General features: G+C 72.2%; 14 protein-coding genes. 11 read left to right on the top strand and 3 right to left on the bottom strand.

Translation table 11 applies throughout. The features are described from left to right. The first annotated feature begins 37 nt into the window (after positions 1–37). From QHG49_RS07430 to QHG49_RS07400, 7 genes are all read left to right on the top strand, one after another. Positions 38–1,042, top strand: coding sequence for a sugar ABC transporter substrate-binding protein (locus QHG49_RS07430; RefSeq protein ID WP_301487990.1), 1,005 nt, complete (start codon positions 38–40; stop codon positions 1,040–1,042). Continuing rightward, positions 1,039–2,115, top strand: coding sequence for an ABC transporter permease (locus QHG49_RS07425; protein WP_145486399.1), 1,077 nt, complete (start codon positions 1,039–1,041; stop codon positions 2,113–2,115). Before QHG49_RS07430 ends, QHG49_RS07425 begins: the two co-directional genes overlap by 4 nt. After that, positions 2,112–2,951, top strand: coding sequence for an ATP-binding cassette domain-containing protein (locus QHG49_RS07420; RefSeq protein ID WP_301487988.1), 840 nt, complete (start codon positions 2,112–2,114; stop codon positions 2,949–2,951). Before QHG49_RS07425 ends, QHG49_RS07420 begins: the two co-directional genes overlap by 4 nt. Positions 2,952–3,058: 107 nt before the next feature. Next, positions 3,059–4,204: an ROK family glucokinase gene (locus QHG49_RS07415; protein WP_085567314.1), complete on the top strand. Its 1,146-nt coding sequence runs from the start codon at positions 3,059–3,061 to the stop codon at positions 4,202–4,204. Continuing rightward, a complete protein-coding gene (locus QHG49_RS07410; RefSeq protein ID WP_145486398.1) occupies positions 4,201–4,785 on the top strand; it encodes a sugar kinase in 585 nt (194 codons plus the stop codon). Before QHG49_RS07415 ends, QHG49_RS07410 begins: the two co-directional genes overlap by 4 nt. Positions 4,786–4,870: 85 nt before the next feature. Beyond that, positions 4,871–7,723 (top strand): DEAD/DEAH box helicase, encoded by a 2,853-nt coding sequence (locus QHG49_RS07405; protein WP_301492732.1) that lies wholly within the window; start codon positions 4,871–4,873, stop codon positions 7,721–7,723. Positions 7,724–8,718: 995 nt separating this feature from the next. After that, positions 8,719–10,512: an SWIM zinc finger family protein gene (locus tag QHG49_RS07400; RefSeq protein ID WP_370530563.1), complete on the top strand. Its 1,794-nt coding sequence runs from the start codon at positions 8,719–8,721 to the stop codon at positions 10,510–10,512. Positions 10,513–10,627: 115 nt separating this feature from the next. On the opposite strand, the gene QHG49_RS07395 is transcribed toward QHG49_RS07400, so the two are convergent. Then, entirely contained in the window at positions 10,628–11,128 is a 501-nt protein-coding gene (locus QHG49_RS07395) for a transglycosylase SLT domain-containing protein (RefSeq protein WP_370530439.1), read from the bottom strand. Positions 11,129–11,699: 571 nt separating this feature from the next. Here QHG49_RS07395 and QHG49_RS07390 point away from each other — a divergent pair. Further along, positions 11,700–12,629 carry a ketopantoate reductase family protein gene (locus QHG49_RS07390; protein WP_301487984.1) on the top strand — a complete coding sequence of 310 codons (930 nt, stop codon included), beginning with the start codon at positions 11,700–11,702 and terminating at the stop codon, positions 12,627–12,629. 230 nt (positions 12,630–12,859) lie between these two features. Here the strand turns inward: QHG49_RS07390 and QHG49_RS07385 are convergent, their stop codons facing one another. Both QHG49_RS07385 and QHG49_RS07380 read right to left on the bottom strand, forming a co-directional pair. Beyond that, positions 12,860–14,116, bottom strand: a complete 1,257-nt coding sequence (locus QHG49_RS07385) for a glutamate synthase-related protein (RefSeq protein WP_301487981.1) — start codon at positions 14,114–14,116, stop codon at positions 12,860–12,862. Beyond that, positions 14,113–15,108 carry an asparagine synthetase A gene (locus QHG49_RS07380; RefSeq protein WP_145486394.1) on the bottom strand — a complete coding sequence of 332 codons (996 nt, stop codon included), beginning with the start codon at positions 15,106–15,108 and terminating at the stop codon, positions 14,113–14,115. Before QHG49_RS07380 ends, QHG49_RS07385 begins: the two co-directional genes overlap by 4 nt. Before the next feature lie 373 nt (positions 15,109–15,481). Here QHG49_RS07380 and QHG49_RS07375 point away from each other — a divergent pair, with 373 nt between their 5' ends. From QHG49_RS07375 to QHG49_RS07365, 3 genes are read left to right on the top strand one after another with little or no spacing between them, the layout of a single operon-like run. Continuing rightward, positions 15,482–16,549: an LLM class flavin-dependent oxidoreductase gene (locus tag QHG49_RS07375; RefSeq protein WP_145486393.1), complete on the top strand. Its 1,068-nt coding sequence runs from the start codon at positions 15,482–15,484 to the stop codon at positions 16,547–16,549. After that, positions 16,546–17,787, top strand: a complete 1,242-nt coding sequence (locus QHG49_RS07370; RefSeq protein WP_301487978.1) for an MFS transporter — start codon at positions 16,546–16,548, stop codon at positions 17,785–17,787. The genes QHG49_RS07375 and QHG49_RS07370 overlap by 4 nt, the downstream gene beginning before the upstream one ends. Positions 17,788–17,807: 20 nt before the next feature. Beyond that, on the top strand, positions 17,808–18,272 hold the full coding sequence (locus QHG49_RS07365) for a cobalamin-dependent protein (RefSeq protein WP_236576521.1): 465 nt from the start codon (positions 17,808–17,810) through the stop codon (positions 18,270–18,272).

Here is an 18,272-nt window from a genome sequence, read left to right as displayed (position 1 = left end):
GAGAGTCAGCTGGAGACAGCGAGAAGGGCACGGCCTCGTGGCACGGTTTCGGACCTGGGCAGTCATGGCGCTCGCAGGGGCACTCTCGGTGTGCCTGGCGGGCTGCAGCAGCACCGGCGGGAAGCGGGCCGAGGACGCCCGCAAGGCCGCCGTCGCCCAGGGCAGGTCGGCGGTGAACACCCCCCGCTGGACCTTCGCGATGATCACGCACTCGGGAGACGGCGACACCTTCTGGGACATCGTGCAGAGCGGCGCCAAGCAGGCCGCCGTCAAGGACAACATCAACTTCCTGTACTCGCACGACGACGACGCCCAGCAGCAGGCCCAGCTGGTGGACGCGGCGGTCGACAAGAAGGTCGACGGCATCATCGTCACCCTGGCGAAGCCCGACGCCATGAAGGCCGCCGTCCAGCGCGCCGAGAAGGCCGGCATCCCGGTGATCACGGTCAACTCCGGCTCGCAGGAGTCCAAGGCGTTCGGCGCGCTCACCCACATCGGCCAGGACGAGACCATCGCCGGTGAGGCCGTCGGCGACGAGCTGAACGAGCGGGGCAGGAAGAAGGCCCTGTGCGTGCTGCACGAGCAGGGCAACGTGGGCCACGAGCAGCGCTGCGACGGCGTCGCCAAGACCTTCCAGGGCAAGCTCCAGAAGCTCTACGTCAACGGCACGAACATGCCCGACGTGCAGTCCGCCATCGAGGCCAAGCTCCAGGCCGACAAGTCCCTGGACAGCGTCGTCACCCTCGGCGCGCCCTACGCCGACACCGCCGTGAAGGCGAAGAACGACGCGGGCAGCAAGGCCGAGGTGGACACCTTCGACCTCAACGCGCAGGTCGCGACCTCGCTCCAGAACGGCACCCTGGGCTTCGCGGTGGACCAGCAGCCCTACCTCCAGGGCTACGAGGCGATCGACCTGCTGTGGGCCTACAAGTACAACGGCGACGTCCTCGGCGGCGGCAAGCCGGTGCTGACCGGCCCGCAGATCATCACCAAGGACCAGGCGGCCACGCTGAAGGCGTACACCGAGCGGGGCACCCGATGACCGCCGAGCGGACCCCCGAGCGGAACGCGGTCGAACGGAAGACCGAGGTGCCGGTGGCCGACGAGCGGATCCTGCGGACCTCTCCGCTGAAGAAGCTCCTCGCCCGCCCCGAGCTGGGCTCCGTCGTCGGCGCCCTCGCGGTCTTCCTCTTCTTCGCCTTCATCGCCGACGGCTTCCTGCGCGCCTCCAGCCTCAGCACCGTCCTGTACGCCTCCTCGACCATCGGGATCATGGCCGTACCGGTGGCGCTGCTGATGATCGGCGGCGAGTTCGACCTGTCGGCCGGTGTCCTCGTGACGTCCTCGGCGCTGATCTCCTCGATGTTCAGCTACCAGATGACCGCGAACACCTGGGTCGGCGTCGGCGTTTCCCTGCTGGTCAGCCTCGCCATCGGCGCCTTCAACGGCTTCATGCTCACCCGCACCGGGCTGCCCAGCTTCATCATCACGCTGGGCACCTTCCTGATGCTGTGCGGCATGAACCTCGGCTTCACCAAGCTGATCGACGGCACGGTCTCCACCAAGACCATCGCCGACATGCAGGGCTTCTCCAGCGCCCGCGCCGTCTTCGCCTCCACGGTGAGCGTCGGCGGCGTCGACTTCAAGATCACCATCCTGTGGTGGCTCGCCCTGGTCGCCGTCGGCTCCTGGATCCTGCTGCGCACCCGCGTCGGCAACTGGATCTTCGCGGTCGGCGGCAACGAGGACGCGGCCCGCGCGGTCGGCGTGCCGGTGGCGAAGACGAAGATCGGCCTCTACATGGGTGTCGCGTTCGGCGCCTGGATCTCCGGCCAGCACCTGCTCTTCTCCTTCGACGCCGTCCAGTCCGGCGAGGGCGTCGGCAACGAGCTGATCTACATCATCGCCGCCGTCATCGGCGGCTGCCTGATCACCGGCGGCTACGGCAGCGCGATCGGCTCCGCCGTGGGCGCCCTGATCTTCGGCATGACCAGCAAGGGCATCGTCTTCGCCGAGTGGAACCCCGACTGGTTCAAGTTCTTCCTCGGAGCGATGCTGCTCCTCGCGACCCTGCTCAACGCCTGGGTCCGCAAGCGCGCGGAGGCGACGACATGACGGACGACGTGACGCCCGGGACGACGGCCGGGACGACGGACGAGACCACCCCGACGGCGGCGGCGCCCGCCCTGGTCGAGCTGTCCGGCGTCGGCAAGCACTACGGCAATGTGCGCGCCCTGGACGGCGTGTCCCTCCAGGTGCACGCGGGCGAGATCACCTGCGTCCTCGGCGACAACGGCGCGGGCAAGTCCACCCTGATCAAGATGATCGCCGGACTGCACCAGCACGACGGCGGCACTTTGCGCATCGAGGGCGAGGAAACCCGCCTCGCCTCCCCGCGCGACGCCCTGGACCGGGGCATCGCCACCGTCTACCAGGACCTGGCCGTCGTGCCCCTGATGCCGGTCTGGCGCAACTTCTTCCTCGGCTCCGAGCCCCGCACGGGCACCGGCCCCTTCAAGCGCCTCGACACCGCCCTGATGCGCCGCACCACCCGCGAGGCGCTGCTGCGCATGGGCATCGACCTGCGCGACGTCGACCAGCCCATCGGCACTCTCTCCGGCGGCGAACGCCAGTGCGTGGCCATCGCCCGCGCCGTCCACTTCGGCGCCAAGGTCCTCGTCCTGGACGAGCCGACCGCGGCCCTGGGCGTCAAGCAGTCCGGCGTGGTCCTCAAGTACGTCGCCGCCGCCCGCGACGAGGGCCTGGGCGTCGTCCTGATCACCCACAACCCGCACCACGCCTACCTGGTGGGCGACCGGTTCGTACTGCTGCGCCGCGGCACCATGGTGGGTAATCACACACGGGACGAGATCACCCTGGACGAGCTGACCGCGCAGATGGCCGGCGGCTCCGACCTGGACGTCCTGCGCCACGAACTCCAGCGCGACTGAGGGTCCCGAGGGGCGCCGCGGTCAACCGGGACACCACCGGGATCGCCCGCCCCTCGCCCTCGCCCTGTACGACACGCTTACCGTCGTTGAGGCACAATCGACCAACGATGAGCACCTATCGCGACCTCACGGCCCCCATCGGCTCCCGCCGCGCCCCCGTCCTGCGGACGGTCGGCACCCGGGAGCGCCGGTCCCACCTGACGGCCCCCCGTGTCCCCACCGTCGGCATCGACATCGGCGGCACCAAGGTGATGGCGGGCGTCGTGGACGCCGACGGCAACATCCTGGAGAAGCTCCGCACGGAGACCCCGGACAAGTCGAAGAGCCCCAAGGTCGTCGAGGACACCATCGTCGAGCTGGTCCTGGACCTCTCCGACCGGCACGACGTGCACGCGGTCGGCATCGGCGCCGCCGGCTGGGTCGACGCGGACCGCAACCGCGTCCTGTTCGCCCCCCACCTGTCCTGGCGCAACGAACCGCTGCGCGACCGGCTCAGCGGCCGCCTCTCCGTGCCGGTGCTGGTGGACAACGACGCCAACACGGCCGCCTGGGCCGAGTGGCGCTTCGGCGCCGGGCGCGGCGAGGACCACCTGGTGATGATCACCCTGGGTACCGGTATCGGCGGCGCGATCCTGGAGGACGGCCAGGTCAAGCGGGGCAAGTTCGGTGTCGCGGGCGAGTTCGGCCATATGCAGGTCGTGCCCGGCGGCCACCGCTGCCCGTGCGGCAACCGCGGCTGCTGGGAGCAGTACAGCTCCGGGAACGCCCTGGTCCGCGAGGCGCGCGAGCTGGCCCAGGCCGACTCGCCGGTCGCCTACGGGATCATCGAGCACGTCAAGGGCAACATCGGCGACATCACCGGTCCGATGATCACCGAGCTGGCCCGCGAGGGCGACGCGATGTGTGTGGAGCTGCTCCAGGACATCGGCCAGTGGCTCGGCGTCGGCATCGCCAACCTGGCCGCCGCCCTCGACCCCTCCTGCTTCGTCATCGGCGGCGGCGTCTCGGCCGCCGACGATCTGCTCATCGGCCCCGCCAGAGACGCCTTCAAGCGCCATCTCACCGGCCGCGGCTACCGCCCCGAGGCCCGTATCACCCGCGCCCAGCTCGGCCCCGAGGCCGGCATGGTGGGCGCGGCCGACCTGGCCCGCCTGGTGGCCCGCCGGTTCCGGCGGGCCAAGCGCCGCCGGGTCGAGCGGTACGAGCGCTACGAGCGGTACGCCCAGGCCCGCCGCGAACGGGACACCGCATGACCGCCTCCACCTCCGTGCCCCGCCAGGCCGCCGCGCCGCGACCGGGGCGGCCTCCCGAGGACCCCCGCCACAAGGCCAGGCGCCGGGCGCTCACCCTGCTGATCATCGTGCTGCTCATCGGTGTGCCGGCCGGTTATCTGGTGATCTCGGCGAACCAGAGCCGCAACAGCGGCAAGGACAAGGAGGCCAAGTACTCCGCGACCGGCCTCACCGCGGGCTGGCCGTCCAAGGTGCAGCGCCGCCTCTACCAGGTGAACGTCCCGCGCCCCGCCGACCGCATCGCCTCGTACGAGACCAACAACTGGAAGACCAGCCGCCTGTACGTGCAGTTCCGCACCAACCCGGCCGGCCTGGACACCTTCCTCCAGTCCATGGGCTCGCGCCGTGACGAGCTGAAGAAGGGCGACATCGCCGTCGGCTCCCGCGACCGCAAGGTCAGCGGCTGGACCTTCGGCGGCTCCGGCCCCTGGTACGGCCTCACCCACACCCAGAAGAACCCGGCACCCACCCAGGACGTGGTCGTGAACATGGCCGACCCGAGCTTCCCGATGGTGTACGTGGTGTCGCGGACCGTGCCGTAGCCCCTGCTCCGGGGCCGGTTGTCAGACCCCGCCCGTAGAGTCGGAGACGTCTGATCCGAGGTGCGGGCGGGAGGTGGCAGAACGTATGAGCGGTGTGGTGACGACGGCCGAGCGGACGGCGGGTTCCCGGACGGCGTCCGCAGGGGACCCGGTGCCGGTGCGCCTGGCCGCGCTCTACCTGCCCGCGCCGCTGCCGCGCGAGGGCCGTATCGCCTTCTGGGACCCCGACGGCGAGCCCCTGCCCGCCGCGGCCGGCGACCCCGAGGAGCTGACGGTCGTACGACCGCACGGCGCCACCGTGCGCCGCCGACGGGTGCCCGCGCTCAGCCTGCCGCTCGCCGCGGCCCTGCCCCTGCTGGTCCGCGCCCGCCGGGACCCCGCCGCGCACCCCGCCACCGCCTGCTGGGGCGCCGCCGCGCTGCACGCGCTGCGGCTCGTCGCCTGGGGGCGGCTGCTGCCCGGCCTCACCTCGGGCGGCCAGGACGCCTGGCGGGCCGGTCCGCTGGAGCCCGGCGACATCGCCCACCTGCGCGCGATCGCCGCCGCCCTGCCCCCGGAGGGACACGCCGTGCCGCTGCCGGACCCCGGGCCGCTGCGGCTGCCCGAGCCGGAGGCGCTGGTCCGCTCCTTCCTGGACGCGATCGCCGACACCCTGCCCCGCACCCCCGCCGCCGCCCACGCCTGCGGCCGCCCCTTCGCCGCACGCGAGCCCCAGTCCCTGCCGGGCGCGCACGCGTGGGCGGCCGAGGTCGCCGCCGGCATGGACGCGGGCGTACGGATCTCGCTGCGCCTGGACCTGTCCGCGTACGACGCCTTCGACACCGGCGCGAGCGCGGGCGCCCGTGCCGCCGGGGCCGCGATCGTGCAGGTCCACAGCCTCGCCGACCCCACCCTCGTGGCCGACGCGGCCGCCCTGTGGGCGGGCGAGGCCGACACCGCCTTCGGGCCCCGCGCCCGGGTCGACGCGGCCCTCGCCGTGCGCCGCGCCGGACGCGTCTGGCCGCCCCTGGACCGGCTCGCCGAACAGGACGTGCCCGACGTCCTCGCCCTGTCCGAGGAGGAAGTGGGCGACCTGCTCGGCCTCGCGGCGAGCAGGCTGGCCGCCGCCGGGGTCGCCGTGCACTGGCCCCGGGACCTCGCCCGCGACCTCACCGCCACCGCCGAGGTGCGGCCCGCGCCCGGCTCCGCGACCGACGGCACCGGCTTCTTCGAGAGCGCGGACCTGCTGAGCTTCCGCTGGCAGCTCGCGCTCGGCGGGGACCCGCTGGACGAGGCCGAGATGGACGCCCTCGCCGAGGCCCACCGTCCCGTCGTACGACTGCGGGACCGCTGGGTGCTCGTCGACCCCGCCCTCGTCCGCAAGGCCCGCCGCCGGGAACTGGGCCTGCTCGACCCCCTCGACGCGCTGTCCGTGGCGCTCACCGGCACCGCCGAGGTCGACGGCGAGACCGTCCGGGCCGTGCCCGTCGGCGCCCTCGCCGCCCTCCGCGACCGCCTCACCGCGGGCCTGCGCCCCGCCGAGGCGCCCCCCGGCCTCGCCGCCACCCTGCGCGACTACCAGCTGCGCGGCCTCGCCTGGCTCGACCTGATGACCTCCCTCGGCCTCGGCGGCTGCCTGGCCGACGACATGGGCCTCGGCAAGACCGTCACCCTCATCGCCCTGCACCTGAAGCGGGCCCGCAGCGCACCCACCCTCGTCGTCTGCCCCGCCTCCCTGCTGGGCAACTGGCAGCGGGAGATCAACCGGTTCGCCCCCGGCGTCCCCGTCCGCCGCTTCCACGGCACGGAACGCACCCTGGCCGAGCCCGACGGCGGCTTCGTCCTCACCACGTACGGCACGATGCGCTCCGCCGCGGCCCAACTCGCCGGGCACACCTGGGGGATGGTCGTCGCGGACGAGGCCCAGCATGTGAAGAACCCCTACTCGGCCACCGCCAAGGCGCTGCGCACCATCGAGGCCCCCGCGCGGGTGGCGCTCACCGGCACCCCGGTGGAGAACAACCTCTCCGAGCTGTGGGCCCTGCTCGACTGGACCACCCCCGGACTGCTCGGCCCGCTGAAGTCCTTCCGCGCCCGGCACGCCCGCGCGGTGGAGAACGGCGAGGACCAGGAGGCCGTGGACCGGCTCGGCCGCCTCGTCCGGCCCTTCCTGCTGCGGCGCAAGAAGTCCGACCCGGGCATCGTCCCGGAGCTGCCGCCGAAGACCGAGACCGACCACCCGGTGCCGCTCACCCGCGAACAGGCCGCGCTGTACGAGGCGGTGGTGCGTGAGTCGATGCTGGCCATCGAGACCGCCGAGGGCATCGCCCGCCGGGGCCTCGTCCTGAAGCTGCTCGGCGCGCTGAAGCAGATCTGCGACCACCCCGCGCTCTACCTCAAGGAGGCCGGGGCCACCGACCGGCTGGTCCACCGCTCGGGCAAACTCGCCCTGCTGGACGAGCTGTTGGACACGGTCCTCGCCGAGGACGGCTCGGCGCTCGTCTTCACCCAGTACGTCGGCATGGCGCGGCTCATCACCGCCCATCTGTCCGCCCGCGCGGTCCCCGTGGACCTGCTGCACGGCGGCACCCCGGTGCCGGAGCGCGAGCGCATGGTCGACCGGTTCCAGGACGGCGCCACGCCGGTGCTCGTCCTCTCCCTGAAGGCCGCGGGCACCGGCCTCAACCTCACCCGTGCCGGGCATGTCGTGCACTTCGACCGCTGGTGGAACCCGGCCGTCGAGGAACAGGCCACCGACCGCGCCTACCGCATCGGCCAGACCCAGCCCGTCCAGGTCCACCGCCTGGTCACCGAGGGCACGGTCGAGGACCGGATCGCCGAGATGCTCGCCGCGAAGCGGGCTCTGGCCGACGCCATCCTCGGTTCCGGTGAGGCCGCCCTCACCGAACTGACCGACCGCGAACTCTCCGACCTCGTCTCCCTGCGGAGCACCCCATGACCCCCACCGACCCCGCCCGCCCGGCCGACCTGGCCCGCGAGGCCCTGCGGGCGGCACGCCGCCGGGCCCTGCCGGGGGCTGAGCGGGTGGAGACACGGACGGCGTCGGAGGGCTCGGCCGGGACGGAGGGGGCCCGGGGGGCGGACGCGGGGACCCGGGGGGCGGATGTGGGGGCTCAGGAGGCGGACGCGAGGGCCCAGGGGTCGGATGTGAGGGCCCAGGGGGCGGGCGCGGGGACTCGGCGGCCGGATGCGAGGGCTCAGGGGGCGGGCGCGAGGGGTGAGGGAACGGACGCGGGGTTCGAGAGGGCGGACGCGGGGTTCGAGGGGGAGAGGGCGGAAAGGGAGGGAGGGGAGAAGACCGGCCTCGGGCGTGACTCCGCGCCCGCTCGTGACCTCAGCCTGCGCCGTGATTGCAGTGTCGGTCATCACTCCGACCAGGGTCGTCACTCCGACGAGGGCCGTGCCTCTGGCCAGAGCGGTGCCAGCGGTCAGGGCCGTGCTACCGGGCAGGGCCGTGACCCCCGTCTCGACCGTCACTTCGACCTGCGCCGTGATTCCAGCCTCGGCCGTCACTCCGACGAGGGCCGTGCTACCGGGCAGGGCCGTGACCCCCGTCTCGACCGTCACTTCGACCTGCGCCGTGATTCCAGCCTCGGCCGTCACTCCGACCAGGGCCGCCATTCCGGTCAGGGCCGCGGCAACGGCTTCGGCCGTGAGACCGGTCTCGGTCGTGACACCGGTCTCACCCAGGGCGCCGCTCCCGGCCATGACACCGATCCCGGTCGCGACCTCACCCCCGACCGTGATGCACACCCTGACCGTGAGACCCACCCCGACCGTGGCTCCACTCACGGCCGCGTCTCCGACTCTCGCCCCGATCCGGACCTGAGCCCCGATCGTGAGACCGACTCCGACCGTGACCTCACTCCCGGCCGCGTTTCCGACTCTTGCCCCGGCCTGGATCCGAGCCCCGGCCTGGATCCGAGCCCCGGCCTGGATCCGAGCCCCGGCCTGGACCCGAGCCGTGGCCTCGATCCCAGCCCCGGCCCGGACCCCAGCCCCGACTCCGGCCCGGGTCCCGACTCCAGTGCGAGTTCCGGCCCCGGCCCGAGTCTCGCCGCCGACATCACCCCCCGCCCCCGCCCCGGCGACATCGCACGGGAGGCCCTGCGGGCCGCGCGGCGGGAGGCGTTGCGGGTGGAGGCGGAGGCGGCGGAGGCCGAGCGTGGTGGGCGGCGTAAGGCTGGACGTTCGGTGGGGGCCGGCGCCGAGGCCCGTACCACCGAGGGCCGTGGCAAGGGCGGACCCTCCTCCACGCGTCCCGCCGAGCACGACCCCTCCCGTGCCGCGCGGCTCAAGGCGGCCGGTGAGATGCGGCACTTCCTCAAGAACGCCTTCCGGATGCCGCCGGAGACCGATGCCGAGGTGGAGGACGAGCCCGCGCCCTCCCCTCTCCCCGAGCACGAGCACGAGCACGAGCCCGCGCACGAGCCCACCGTCCCGCACGCGCCGCCGACCATGGCCACACCGCACCGGGACGGTGAGCACCGGCGCACGTTCCCGCCGTTCGCGCCCCGTGGGGAGCGCGCCGGGGACGGGCCGTTCGCCGGGACCTGGTGGGGGAACGCGTGGGTGACGGCGCTGGAGCGGGGCGCGCTGGACGCCAAGCGGGTGGCGCGCGGCCGGGGGTACGCGGACCAGGGGCATGTGGACGCGATCACCGTCACCCCGGGATCCGTCCTCGCCTATGTGCGGGGGAGCCGCCCCCGCCCGTACCGCGTCCAGGTGCGGGTGCGGCCGCTGGCGGACGCCGAGTGGGAGCGCTTCCTGGACGCGGCCGTCGACCGGCCCGGCCATATCGCCGCGCTGCTCGACAAGGAGCTGCCCCAGTCCCTCGCCGACTGCGGGGTCCCGCTGCTGCCCGGCCCCGGCGACCTCGCCCCCCGGTGCAGCTGCCCCGACTCGGGCCACCCCTGCAAGCACGCGGCCGCCCTCTGCTACCAGACGGCGCGGCTGCTCGACGCCGACCCCTTCGTGCTGCTGCTCCTGCGCGGCCGGGGCGAGCGGGAGCTGCTCGACGCGCTCTCCCGGCGCAGCGCCGCCCGTGCGGCCCGCGACGGACAGGAACGGCAGCCCTCCGCCCTGCCCGGGATCCGCGCCACCGAGGCCCTCGCCCCGCGCGAGCGCCCCCCGCTGCCCCCGCCCGCGCCGGTCCCCGCGCACCCCGAGCAGCCCCCGGCGTATCCCGCGGCCCCCGGCGGCCCGGACCCGTTCGCGCTGGACCAGCTGGCGACCGACGCCGCCGCCCGCGCGCACGCGCTGCTCGGCACCGGACGCGACCCGGTCGGCGAGCTGTCCCTGTGGCAGGACGCGGTACGGCTCGCCGCGGCCCGCCCCGGCTCCGGCCTGACCGTGACGACCCGCGCGCTCTACGCGACGCTCGCCCGGGCCACCGACCGCACCCCGGCCGACCTCGCCCGGGCCGTCGCCGCCTGGCGGCAGGGCGGGGTGGAGGGGCTGGCCGTCCTGGAGGAGCCGTGGGACCCGCCGGCCGGCCGCTTCGACCGGGCCAGACCGCTGCTGCTCGCCGCCGACCTGCCCGCGTTCCGGCCCTGGCGCAACCGGCTCACCCATCCGCTCGGCCATGTCCAGCTCCGCCTGGGCCGCGACGGGCTGTGGTACGTCTACGAGTCCGAGCCCGGCGAGGAGGACTGGTGGCCCCGGGGCACCCCCGACCTCGATCCGGTCGGCGCGCTCACCGGACTCGGCACCCCGGACGGCGGCTGACCCAACACCCCGGTCCCGCGCGGGCCTGGAAGGCGGACATGGAAAAGGCCGGTGCCGGCAGCGTGGGAGCTGCCGGCACCGGCCTTCGGAGCGGGGACCGCGTCGACTGCCGCGATCAGTACGCCGAGTTGACGTTGTCGATCGAACCGTAGCGGTGGGCGGCGTAGTTGGCCGCGGCGGTGATGTTCGCCACCGGGTCGGTGATGTTCTTCGCGGTACCGGAGACGTGGTACGCGTTGAAGGTGGGGGAGATCACCTGGAGCAGACCCTTGGACGGAACGCCGTTCTTGGCGTTGATGTCCCAGTTGTTCTGCGCGTTGGGGTTACCGCCGGACTCGCGCATGATGTTGCGCTTGAGACCGTCGTAGCTACCGGGGATGCCCTTGGCCTTCATGATGGCCAGCGACTGCTTGATCCAGCCGTCCAGGTTGTTGCCGGAGCCCGCCTTGGCGGCGGTGGTGTGGGATGCCTTGACCACAGAGGCGTGCACCTGCGGCATCTCGGCGGCCTGCGCGCCGGTCGGCACCAGGGTCAGGGCCGCGGCAGCGGCTCCGGTGGTGGCGAGACCGGTGACGGCGAGGCGGGCGATGCGGGTGCGGGTGGTGGCCATGGTCATGCGTGAACTCTTCCTCTGGGGGACAAGGTCGTGCCTGCCGCGAGTCTCGCGGTGGCGGTGGGGCGGTGAGCCCCGCGCTGCGGGTGGGACCGGGCGTTTGATCCCGGCGGAGATCCGCTCGGTCCGGCCCGTTGCTTCCCGGCAACGACAGCAATGGTTAGCCGGGCCCGAAGTGCTTGGCAAGGATGTGACGTACTACCCGACTTCGGAGCGATGACCGTTATGCCCTGGTATGGAGATATCCGCGCAGCTCAGGGCCCCCGGTTCCTACGGCCTGGCCTAGGACGTGATGTGGCTCCTATGGGTGGCGTCACAAGCCGGGGCCCCGAAACGGCCCGAAACGGCCCGATTCGGGGGAGGGGAAGCCGGTCGCGAGGCGGTTTCCGGCGACCCTCCTTTTCGACGCACAGTGGGAGCCCGATGACGGTCCGTGGACCGTGCCGGGGCTTCTCCACGGCGTCCCCGGCGGTCCCTGGGGTTGACGGAGCCCCCGGCCCAAACTGATGATCTTGCCGGACATCCTGACGATCCCCCGGTCGCTCGCGCGACCCAAGGAGAGGGCACCCCTTCTATGGACACCGCGCCGGACACCGCGCCCGCAACGCCCTGGACCATCGCCGTACTGGGCCCCGGAGGCATCGGCGGCCTCCTCGCGGCCCTGCTCTCCCGTGCCGGACACCGCGTGATCTGCCTGGCGGGCGAGGACACCGCGCGTACGTTGGCCCGGGACGGCATCCGGGTGTCCAGCGGGCAGCACGGTGGCTTCACCGCCCGGGTGGAGGCCGACACCGAACTGCGCGAGCCCGTCGACCTGTGCCTGGTCACGGTCAAGCACACCGCGCTCGACGCGGCGCTCGACCGGGTGCCGCCCCGGTTCGCCCGGGGGTTCGTGCTGCCGCTGCTCAACGGCGTCGAGCACGTCGCCGCGCTGCGCGCCCGCTACGGCGACGGACAGGTCGTACCGGCCGTCATCCGGGTCGCGTCCGCCCGCCCCGCCCCGGGCGTCGTCGAGCACGGCAGCCCCTTCACCGAGATCGACGTGGCCGGCGCGGACGAGGCCCGGCTCGCGCCGCTGGCCGCCGTGCTGAACGGCGCCGGGGTGAAGACCCGCACGGTCGCCGACGAGAACGCCGCCCTCTGGGCCAAGCTGGCCTTCCTCGCGCCCTTCGCCCTGCTCACGACACGTTACGGACTGCCGATCGGCGGTGTCCGGGACGAGCACCCCGAGGAGCTGGCGGCGCTGGTCGAGGAGACCACCGCGGTGAGCCGGGCCTGCGGGGGACCGGGCGACGCCGCCCAGGTGCTCGCGCGCTACGACGCCTTCCCGGCGCCGAGCAAGTCCTCCATGCTGCAGGACGCGGAGGCCGGCCGGGCGCTGGAGCTGGACGCGATCGGCGGCGCCGTACTGCGGGCGGCCGAGCGGCACGGCATCGAGGTGCCGCTCGTCACCCGCCTGGTCGCGGAACTGTCCGACGGCACGGCGGTGGCCCCCTCCGCCTGACCACCGGCACACGGGACGGCACGGCGCGGGACGCTGCACGCTCCTCGGCCGTGCCGTCCCGCGCAACGAGCCGGACGATCACCGTGTCGGCTCGTCCGGCAGCAGGGCCGTAGCCCAGTCGGTGACGCCGGTGGCGTCGGGGCCCAGCCGCTCGTTCACGCGTGCGGCGCCGCCCGGTCCGGGGAGACGATCACCCGTCGCGGACGGCGCCCGCGCATTCCGCGCCCCGGTCAGCGGGGCCCCGGCCGCTCCTCGGACCAGAGATCCTCCCGGCCCAGCTCGGATATCTCGTACTTGCCGAGCGAACTGAGCAGCATCCGCATCTCCAGCGCCAGGCACTCCACCAGGTTCACCAGACCGCTCTGGGGATCCTCGTCCACCGCCGCGAGCGCGGCCCGGCCCAGACCCACGGCGCGGGCGCCGAGCGCGAGGCACTTGGTGGCGCGCGCCCCCTCCCAGATCCGCCCGGTGACCAGCAGGCAGTGGTCCTGGGGGTCGATCCGGCCGAGGCACTCCGCGAGCGGCAGCCCGACATGGCCGAGGAACGCCCGCGGCGCCCAGCCGGTGCCGCCCTCGGCGCCGTCCACGCCGACCGCGTCCGCCCCGGCCGCCCAGGCGACGGCCGCCGCCTCGCCCACATCGCGGGCCGGCGGCAGCTTCACCCACACCCGGCAGCGCGGATAGTTGTTCCGCATGAGCCGGATCTGGTGCCGCAGGATCTCGTCGGTGAAGGTGCCCGGACTGCTGCACCGCAGCACCGCGTCGCTGTGGGCGCCGAAGACGTCCATGAGGTCGTACTGCGCGGAGAGCGCCGTGGCCTTCTCCCGAGGTACGAGCGTCATGCCGCCCAGACCGGGCTTGGCGCCCTGGCCCACCTTCAACTCGAAGGCCAGACGGCCCGATTCGAGCAGCGGCTGCACCGCGGGATCGCTGTAGACGAGGTTCCAGACCTCGGCGTCGGCGTCCTCGGTGCTCTGCTGGACGACCACACCGCCCTGTCCGTCGGGGACGGCGGCGGCGTACTCCGTGATCCTTTGCAGCAGCGAGCTGGGAGCCGTCTCCGTCATGCGGCCGTATCCGGCGACAGGGACGATGTTCTCGCCAATGACCATGGGGATGCCCAGCCGGCCCGCCTGGCGTGCTACGGCCTGGCCGAGGTCGCCGCTGGCGACCCGGGTCGAGCCGAACGCGGAGACGTAGACCGGCAGCGGAGCGCTGAACCCCCCGATGGTGGTGGCGAGTTCGGCGTCCGACACCACCGGCTCGCGGCCCAGGTCGATCAGCCGCTCAAGGCGCCGGGGCACGAAGACCGGGGGCACCAGCCGGGTCCGGTCGATCGCGTCCAGGGGCACGTCCGGCTCCGGGGGCCCCTGCCCGAACATGGTCGTCCCGTAGCCGGCGGCTTCGGGGAACGCCGACGCGGTGCCGTGCCGGGCGCGTTCCGCCACCTGCTGCCGGGGGAAGCCCGGGGCGTGGAGATCGGTCATGGCCGCGGGTCCCCCGGGAGCTTCGGGTAGCCCGACGCCTGCCAGGCCGCGTCGAGGCCGCACAGGAACCGGGTGAAGCGCTCCACGCCGAGCCCGAAGCCGGCGCTGGACGGGAGTCCCTCGCGGGCCAGCGTCAAGTACCAGTCATACTTGGCGGGGTTCTCGCCGGTTTCCCGGATGCGCATGACGAGATTGCGATAGTCGGATTCGCGTTCGCTTCCGCTCATCATCTCGCCGAAACCGCCCGGGAAGATGAGGTCGAAGTTGCGCAGCACCCCCGGCTCCGTCGTGCTCTCCTTGTCGTAGAAGCCGCGCGAGCCCTTGGGGTAGTCGGTGATGAAGAAGGGGTGGGCGGCGGCCCGGGAGATGATCTCCTCGCCCTCCCAGTCCACCTCCGCACCGGCCTCCTGCGCGTGCCCGCGGGCCTGGAGGTCCGCGACGACGTCGGCGTGGCTCCGGCGGCCGTAGGGGCCGGCGAGTATCTGCTTGAATGCCTCCAAGTCGCGGCCGAGCACCGCCAGTTCGGGCTGGGCGTGCACGAGGACGTACTCCACCACGTGCTTCGTGAGCCGCTCGGCGATGTCCAGGGCGTCCTCGCGGGAGCCCTCGCCGATCTCCACGTCGAGCTGGTGGAACTCCACCAGGTGGCGGTGGGTGACCGCGGTCTCCAGCGGTTCGAGTCGCACGTTCGGGGCCACGTGGAAGATCTTGTCGAAGCTGAGCAGGGAGGCCTGCTTGTACAGGATTCCGCTGGTCATCAGCTTGTAGCGGTGCCCGTAGTAGTCGATGTCGACCTGCTTGGCACCGCGGGCGCCGGGGTCGGTGACCGGTCCGATCGTGGGCGGCAGCAGCTCCTGGAAGCCCTCGCCGACCAGGAACTCCCTGGCCCCGGCAAGGAACTTGCTCTGCACCGCCAGCGTGGCGCGGGTCCGGTCCGACGTCAGGTGGGCGCGTGGGGTGGGCAGTTGGACCCTACCCGTCTCCTGGGACAACCTCGTAACCTTTCATGTCCGTCGGTCGCGTCGGCCGGCCGATCCGGGGCGAAACATTCCGCTCACCTCAGGCTGAACCAACGTTGAGAAATCATTTGCCTTTGCTCTGACCTATTTCGTAAGCGAACGCAAGCCGGTCGCAACCTTTGCGTGTGAGATGAAGCACAGCCCTTCAAGGCCGTCCCTCGTCCGCGAAGTCAAAGTCGGAGGTTTACTCTCTACTGCGAGCAGCGTCGTGATCTTGACGTAACGTCAGGAGACGTGTCAAGGTCGGACACAAGTCGCATGGCGTCGGCAGAGTTCTTCTGATCCGCCATTTATCTCCTTGTTCGGCCGTCGGCTGTAAAGACCAAGTCTTTTCGGGTGGGTAGCTATGGACGATCTGAAGTTGCACTGGTGTTCGCCTCTGGACAGTGGCCAGCAGAAGGCCACCGACAAGTACCAGGCAGGTGAGCTCGATTTTGACGGGATAGTTGATTTCGCCCGTGAGGCGGATGAACTCGGGGTTGATTCCCTCCTCATGGGAATCAGTTACCACATGCCCGATCCCCTTCCGATGATCGGTGCTCTCGTCCGGGAAACCGAACGGGTCAAGTTCATCCTCGCCTACCGCCCCGGACTGCTTTCTCCCACACTGTTCACCCAGATCGTGAACACCGTCTCCTGGATGTCCGACGGGCGCATCGCGCTGAATCTCGTCGCCGGAATATCCCCGGCCGAGCAGGCTTTTTACGGTGACTTTCTCGCGCATGACCAGCGGTACGCCAGGTCCGAGGAGTTCCTCGATGTCTGCCACCGCTTCTGGCGCGGCGAGACGCCGCTGACCCACAAGGGCGAGCACTACACCATCGAGGACGCGCAGCTCGGCCTCGGCTACAAGGGCGGCGGCCGTCCGCACATCTACATCAGCGGTGCCTCCGCCGTCGCCCAGAAGACCGCGATCAAGTACGCCGACTGCTGGCTGCGTTACGGCGACACCCCCGAGGGCATCGCGGCCGTCACCGAGCCGCTGCTGTCCCAGGGCTGCGAGGTCGGCATCCGGATGCACGTCCTCGCCCGGGAGACCCGCGCCGAGGCGCTCGCCGCCGTCGAGGACATGATGCGCGACCCCGACGAGCAACACCGCGCCTGGGTCAGCGACTTCGTCGGCAAGTCCGACTCCGAGGCCGTCAAGACCTCCTTCCGGCTCGCCGACACCGCCTCCGACGACTGGCTGTCGCCGATGCTGTGGTCCGGCGCCGTCGCCTACCGGGGCGGCCCGGCGCTGTGCGTCGTCGGCAGCTACGCGGAGGTCGCCGAGTACCTCTACGCCTACAAGGCCGCGGGCGTCAGCGAGTTCATCTTCTCCGGCTGGCCGACGCGCGACGAGATGCGGATCTTCTACACGCATGTCGCCCCGCTGATCCGCGAGCACGAGCGGAACGCGGCGGCGGGTTCGTGACCCCTCAACCCCGCTACGGCCGCGGCCTGTTCGGCGCGGGCGTGCTGCTCGGTCTGATGGCCGAGCAGGTCGTGATGTTCGCGGTACCGCTGCTGCTCTTCCAGGACACCAAACAAGTCTCCACGCTGGGTTACGCGTTCGCGCTGGAGTGGCTGCCCGGTCTGATCGCCTATCCCTTCGCCGGCCTCATCGCCGACCGGGACGGCGGCGCCCGGCTGTTCTCCGTCGTGACCGGCTCCCGCGCGGTGGTGCTCGCCGTGGTCGTGGCGGTCCTGCTGACCCGGCCCGGCTGGACCACGCCCGCCCTGATGACCAGCGGTGCGGTCCTGTCGATCCTGGTCGCGCCGACCCGGATGTCCGTCGAGAAGATGGTGCCCCAGCTGGCGGCGGGCGAGGCCATGGCGCGCACCCAGGCACTGGTGCAGAACATGGAGCTGCTCGCGATGGCCCTCGGGCCGGCGCTCGCCACGCTCGCCGCCGCGCTGATCGGCAAGGTGTGGCTGCTGGCCGTCGCCGCCTCCGTGTTCGCCCTCGCCGCCGCCTGCTGGCTGCCGCTGCCGCGCGGCGAGCGGCCGGGCGAACCGACGACCACGCGGGAGACCATGCGCGAACTGGGCCTGGGCTGGAAGCTGATGGCCGGCAACCGCCCCGTCCTGCTGCTCGGCATCCTCAACTTCGGCATCAACCTCGTGGTGGCCTCGGTGCTCAGCGCCAACGCGGCACTGGTGACCGGCGTCTTCGCCGCGCCCGACTGGTCGTTCGCGCTGCTCAACACCTGCGTCGGCGTCGTCGGACTGGTCAACCTGCTGGTGATCCCGCTGGTCCTCAAGCGGTTCGAGGTCCCGCTGCTCGGTGTGCTCGGCTTCGCGGTGCTGTGCGCCGCGCTGCTGCTGATCGGCATCGCCGGCTCCTTCCCGGTCTACGCCGTGCTGTTCATCGCGGTGCTCACCGGGACCGCGTACTACAACGTCTTCAACCGCACCTCGCGGGTGAAGGTGATCCCCAGGGAGCACCTCGGGAAGGTGATGGGGCCCTTCTACCTGCTCAACCTCCTGTCGTACCCCATCGCAGGACTGCTGGTCGGCAGCGTCGGGGCCACGTACGGGCCGCAGCGCCTGGTGGGCGTGCTCGCCGTGGTGCTCAGCGTCTTCGGCGCCGTCCTCCTGCCCCTGACCATGCGCAGCTTCCGCCGGACGCTCACGGATCGTGAACGACTTCCCGTAGGAGTGCAGTCTTGAGTACGTCCTTCCGGTGCCTCGTGAGCACCGTCGAATCCGATTCCCACATCTGGAACCTGGTCTATCTCCAGAAGCTCCTGGAGGAGCACGGCGGCCTGGTGCGCAACCTCGGCAGCTGCACCCCGGTGCCGGAGGTGCTGCGCGGCATCGAGGAGCACCGCCCCGATCTGCTCGTGGTCTCCAGCATCAACGGGCACGGCCATCACGGCGCCCGGCTCCTGATGACCGAACTCCGGCGCCGGGGCGTCGAACTGCCCTGTGTCGTGGGCGGAAAGCTGACCACCTCGGAGTCGGACAACGACCGGGTGCGCCGCGATCTGATCGCCCAGGGCTGGGCCGACGTGTTCACCGGCGAGGAAGCCGTCCCCCGCTTCCGGGACTTCCTCCACCGCGGCAGGCAGCACGGCTTCGCCGCCTGGCAGCCGCCCTCCGCCCCCGTACCGCCGTGGGACAACCAGGAACTCATGATCGCAGGAGCAGTCTGA

This window comes from Streptomyces sp. WP-1 (assembly GCF_030450125.1).
GTDB lineage: Bacteria > Actinomycetota > Actinomycetes > Streptomycetales > Streptomycetaceae > Streptomyces > Streptomyces incarnatus.
Note: the sequence above shows the minus strand (reverse complement) of the source record. Positions and strands in the feature narration are given on the sequence as shown.

What these genes read in the sequence shown, in the direction of transcription:
- QHG49_RS07425 (WP_145486399.1), top strand. Translation starts at nt 1,039, where the DNA reads ATGACCGCCGAGCGGACCCCCGAGCGGAACGCGGTCGAACGGAAGACC.
- QHG49_RS07420 (WP_301487988.1), top strand. Translation starts at nt 2,112, where the DNA reads ATGACGGACGACGTGACGCCCGGGACGACGGCCGGGACGACGGACGAG.
- QHG49_RS07415 (WP_085567314.1), top strand. Translation starts at nt 3,059, where the DNA reads ATGAGCACCTATCGCGACCTCACGGCCCCCATCGGCTCCCGCCGCGCC.
- QHG49_RS07410 (WP_145486398.1), top strand. Translation starts at nt 4,201, where the DNA reads ATGACCGCCTCCACCTCCGTGCCCCGCCAGGCCGCCGCGCCGCGACCG.
- QHG49_RS07405 (WP_301492732.1), top strand. Translation starts at nt 4,871, where the DNA reads ATGAGCGGTGTGGTGACGACGGCCGAGCGGACGGCGGGTTCCCGGACG.
- QHG49_RS07395 (WP_370530439.1), bottom strand. Translation starts at nt 11,128, where the DNA reads ATGACCATGGCCACCACCCGCACCCGCATCGCCCGCCTCGCCGTCACC.
- QHG49_RS07390 (WP_301487984.1), top strand. Translation starts at nt 11,700, where the DNA reads ATGGACACCGCGCCGGACACCGCGCCCGCAACGCCCTGGACCATCGCC.
- QHG49_RS07385 (WP_301487981.1), bottom strand. Translation starts at nt 14,116, where the DNA reads ATGACCGATCTCCACGCCCCGGGCTTCCCCCGGCAGCAGGTGGCGGAA.
- QHG49_RS07375 (WP_145486393.1), top strand. Translation starts at nt 15,482, where the DNA reads ATGGACGATCTGAAGTTGCACTGGTGTTCGCCTCTGGACAGTGGCCAG.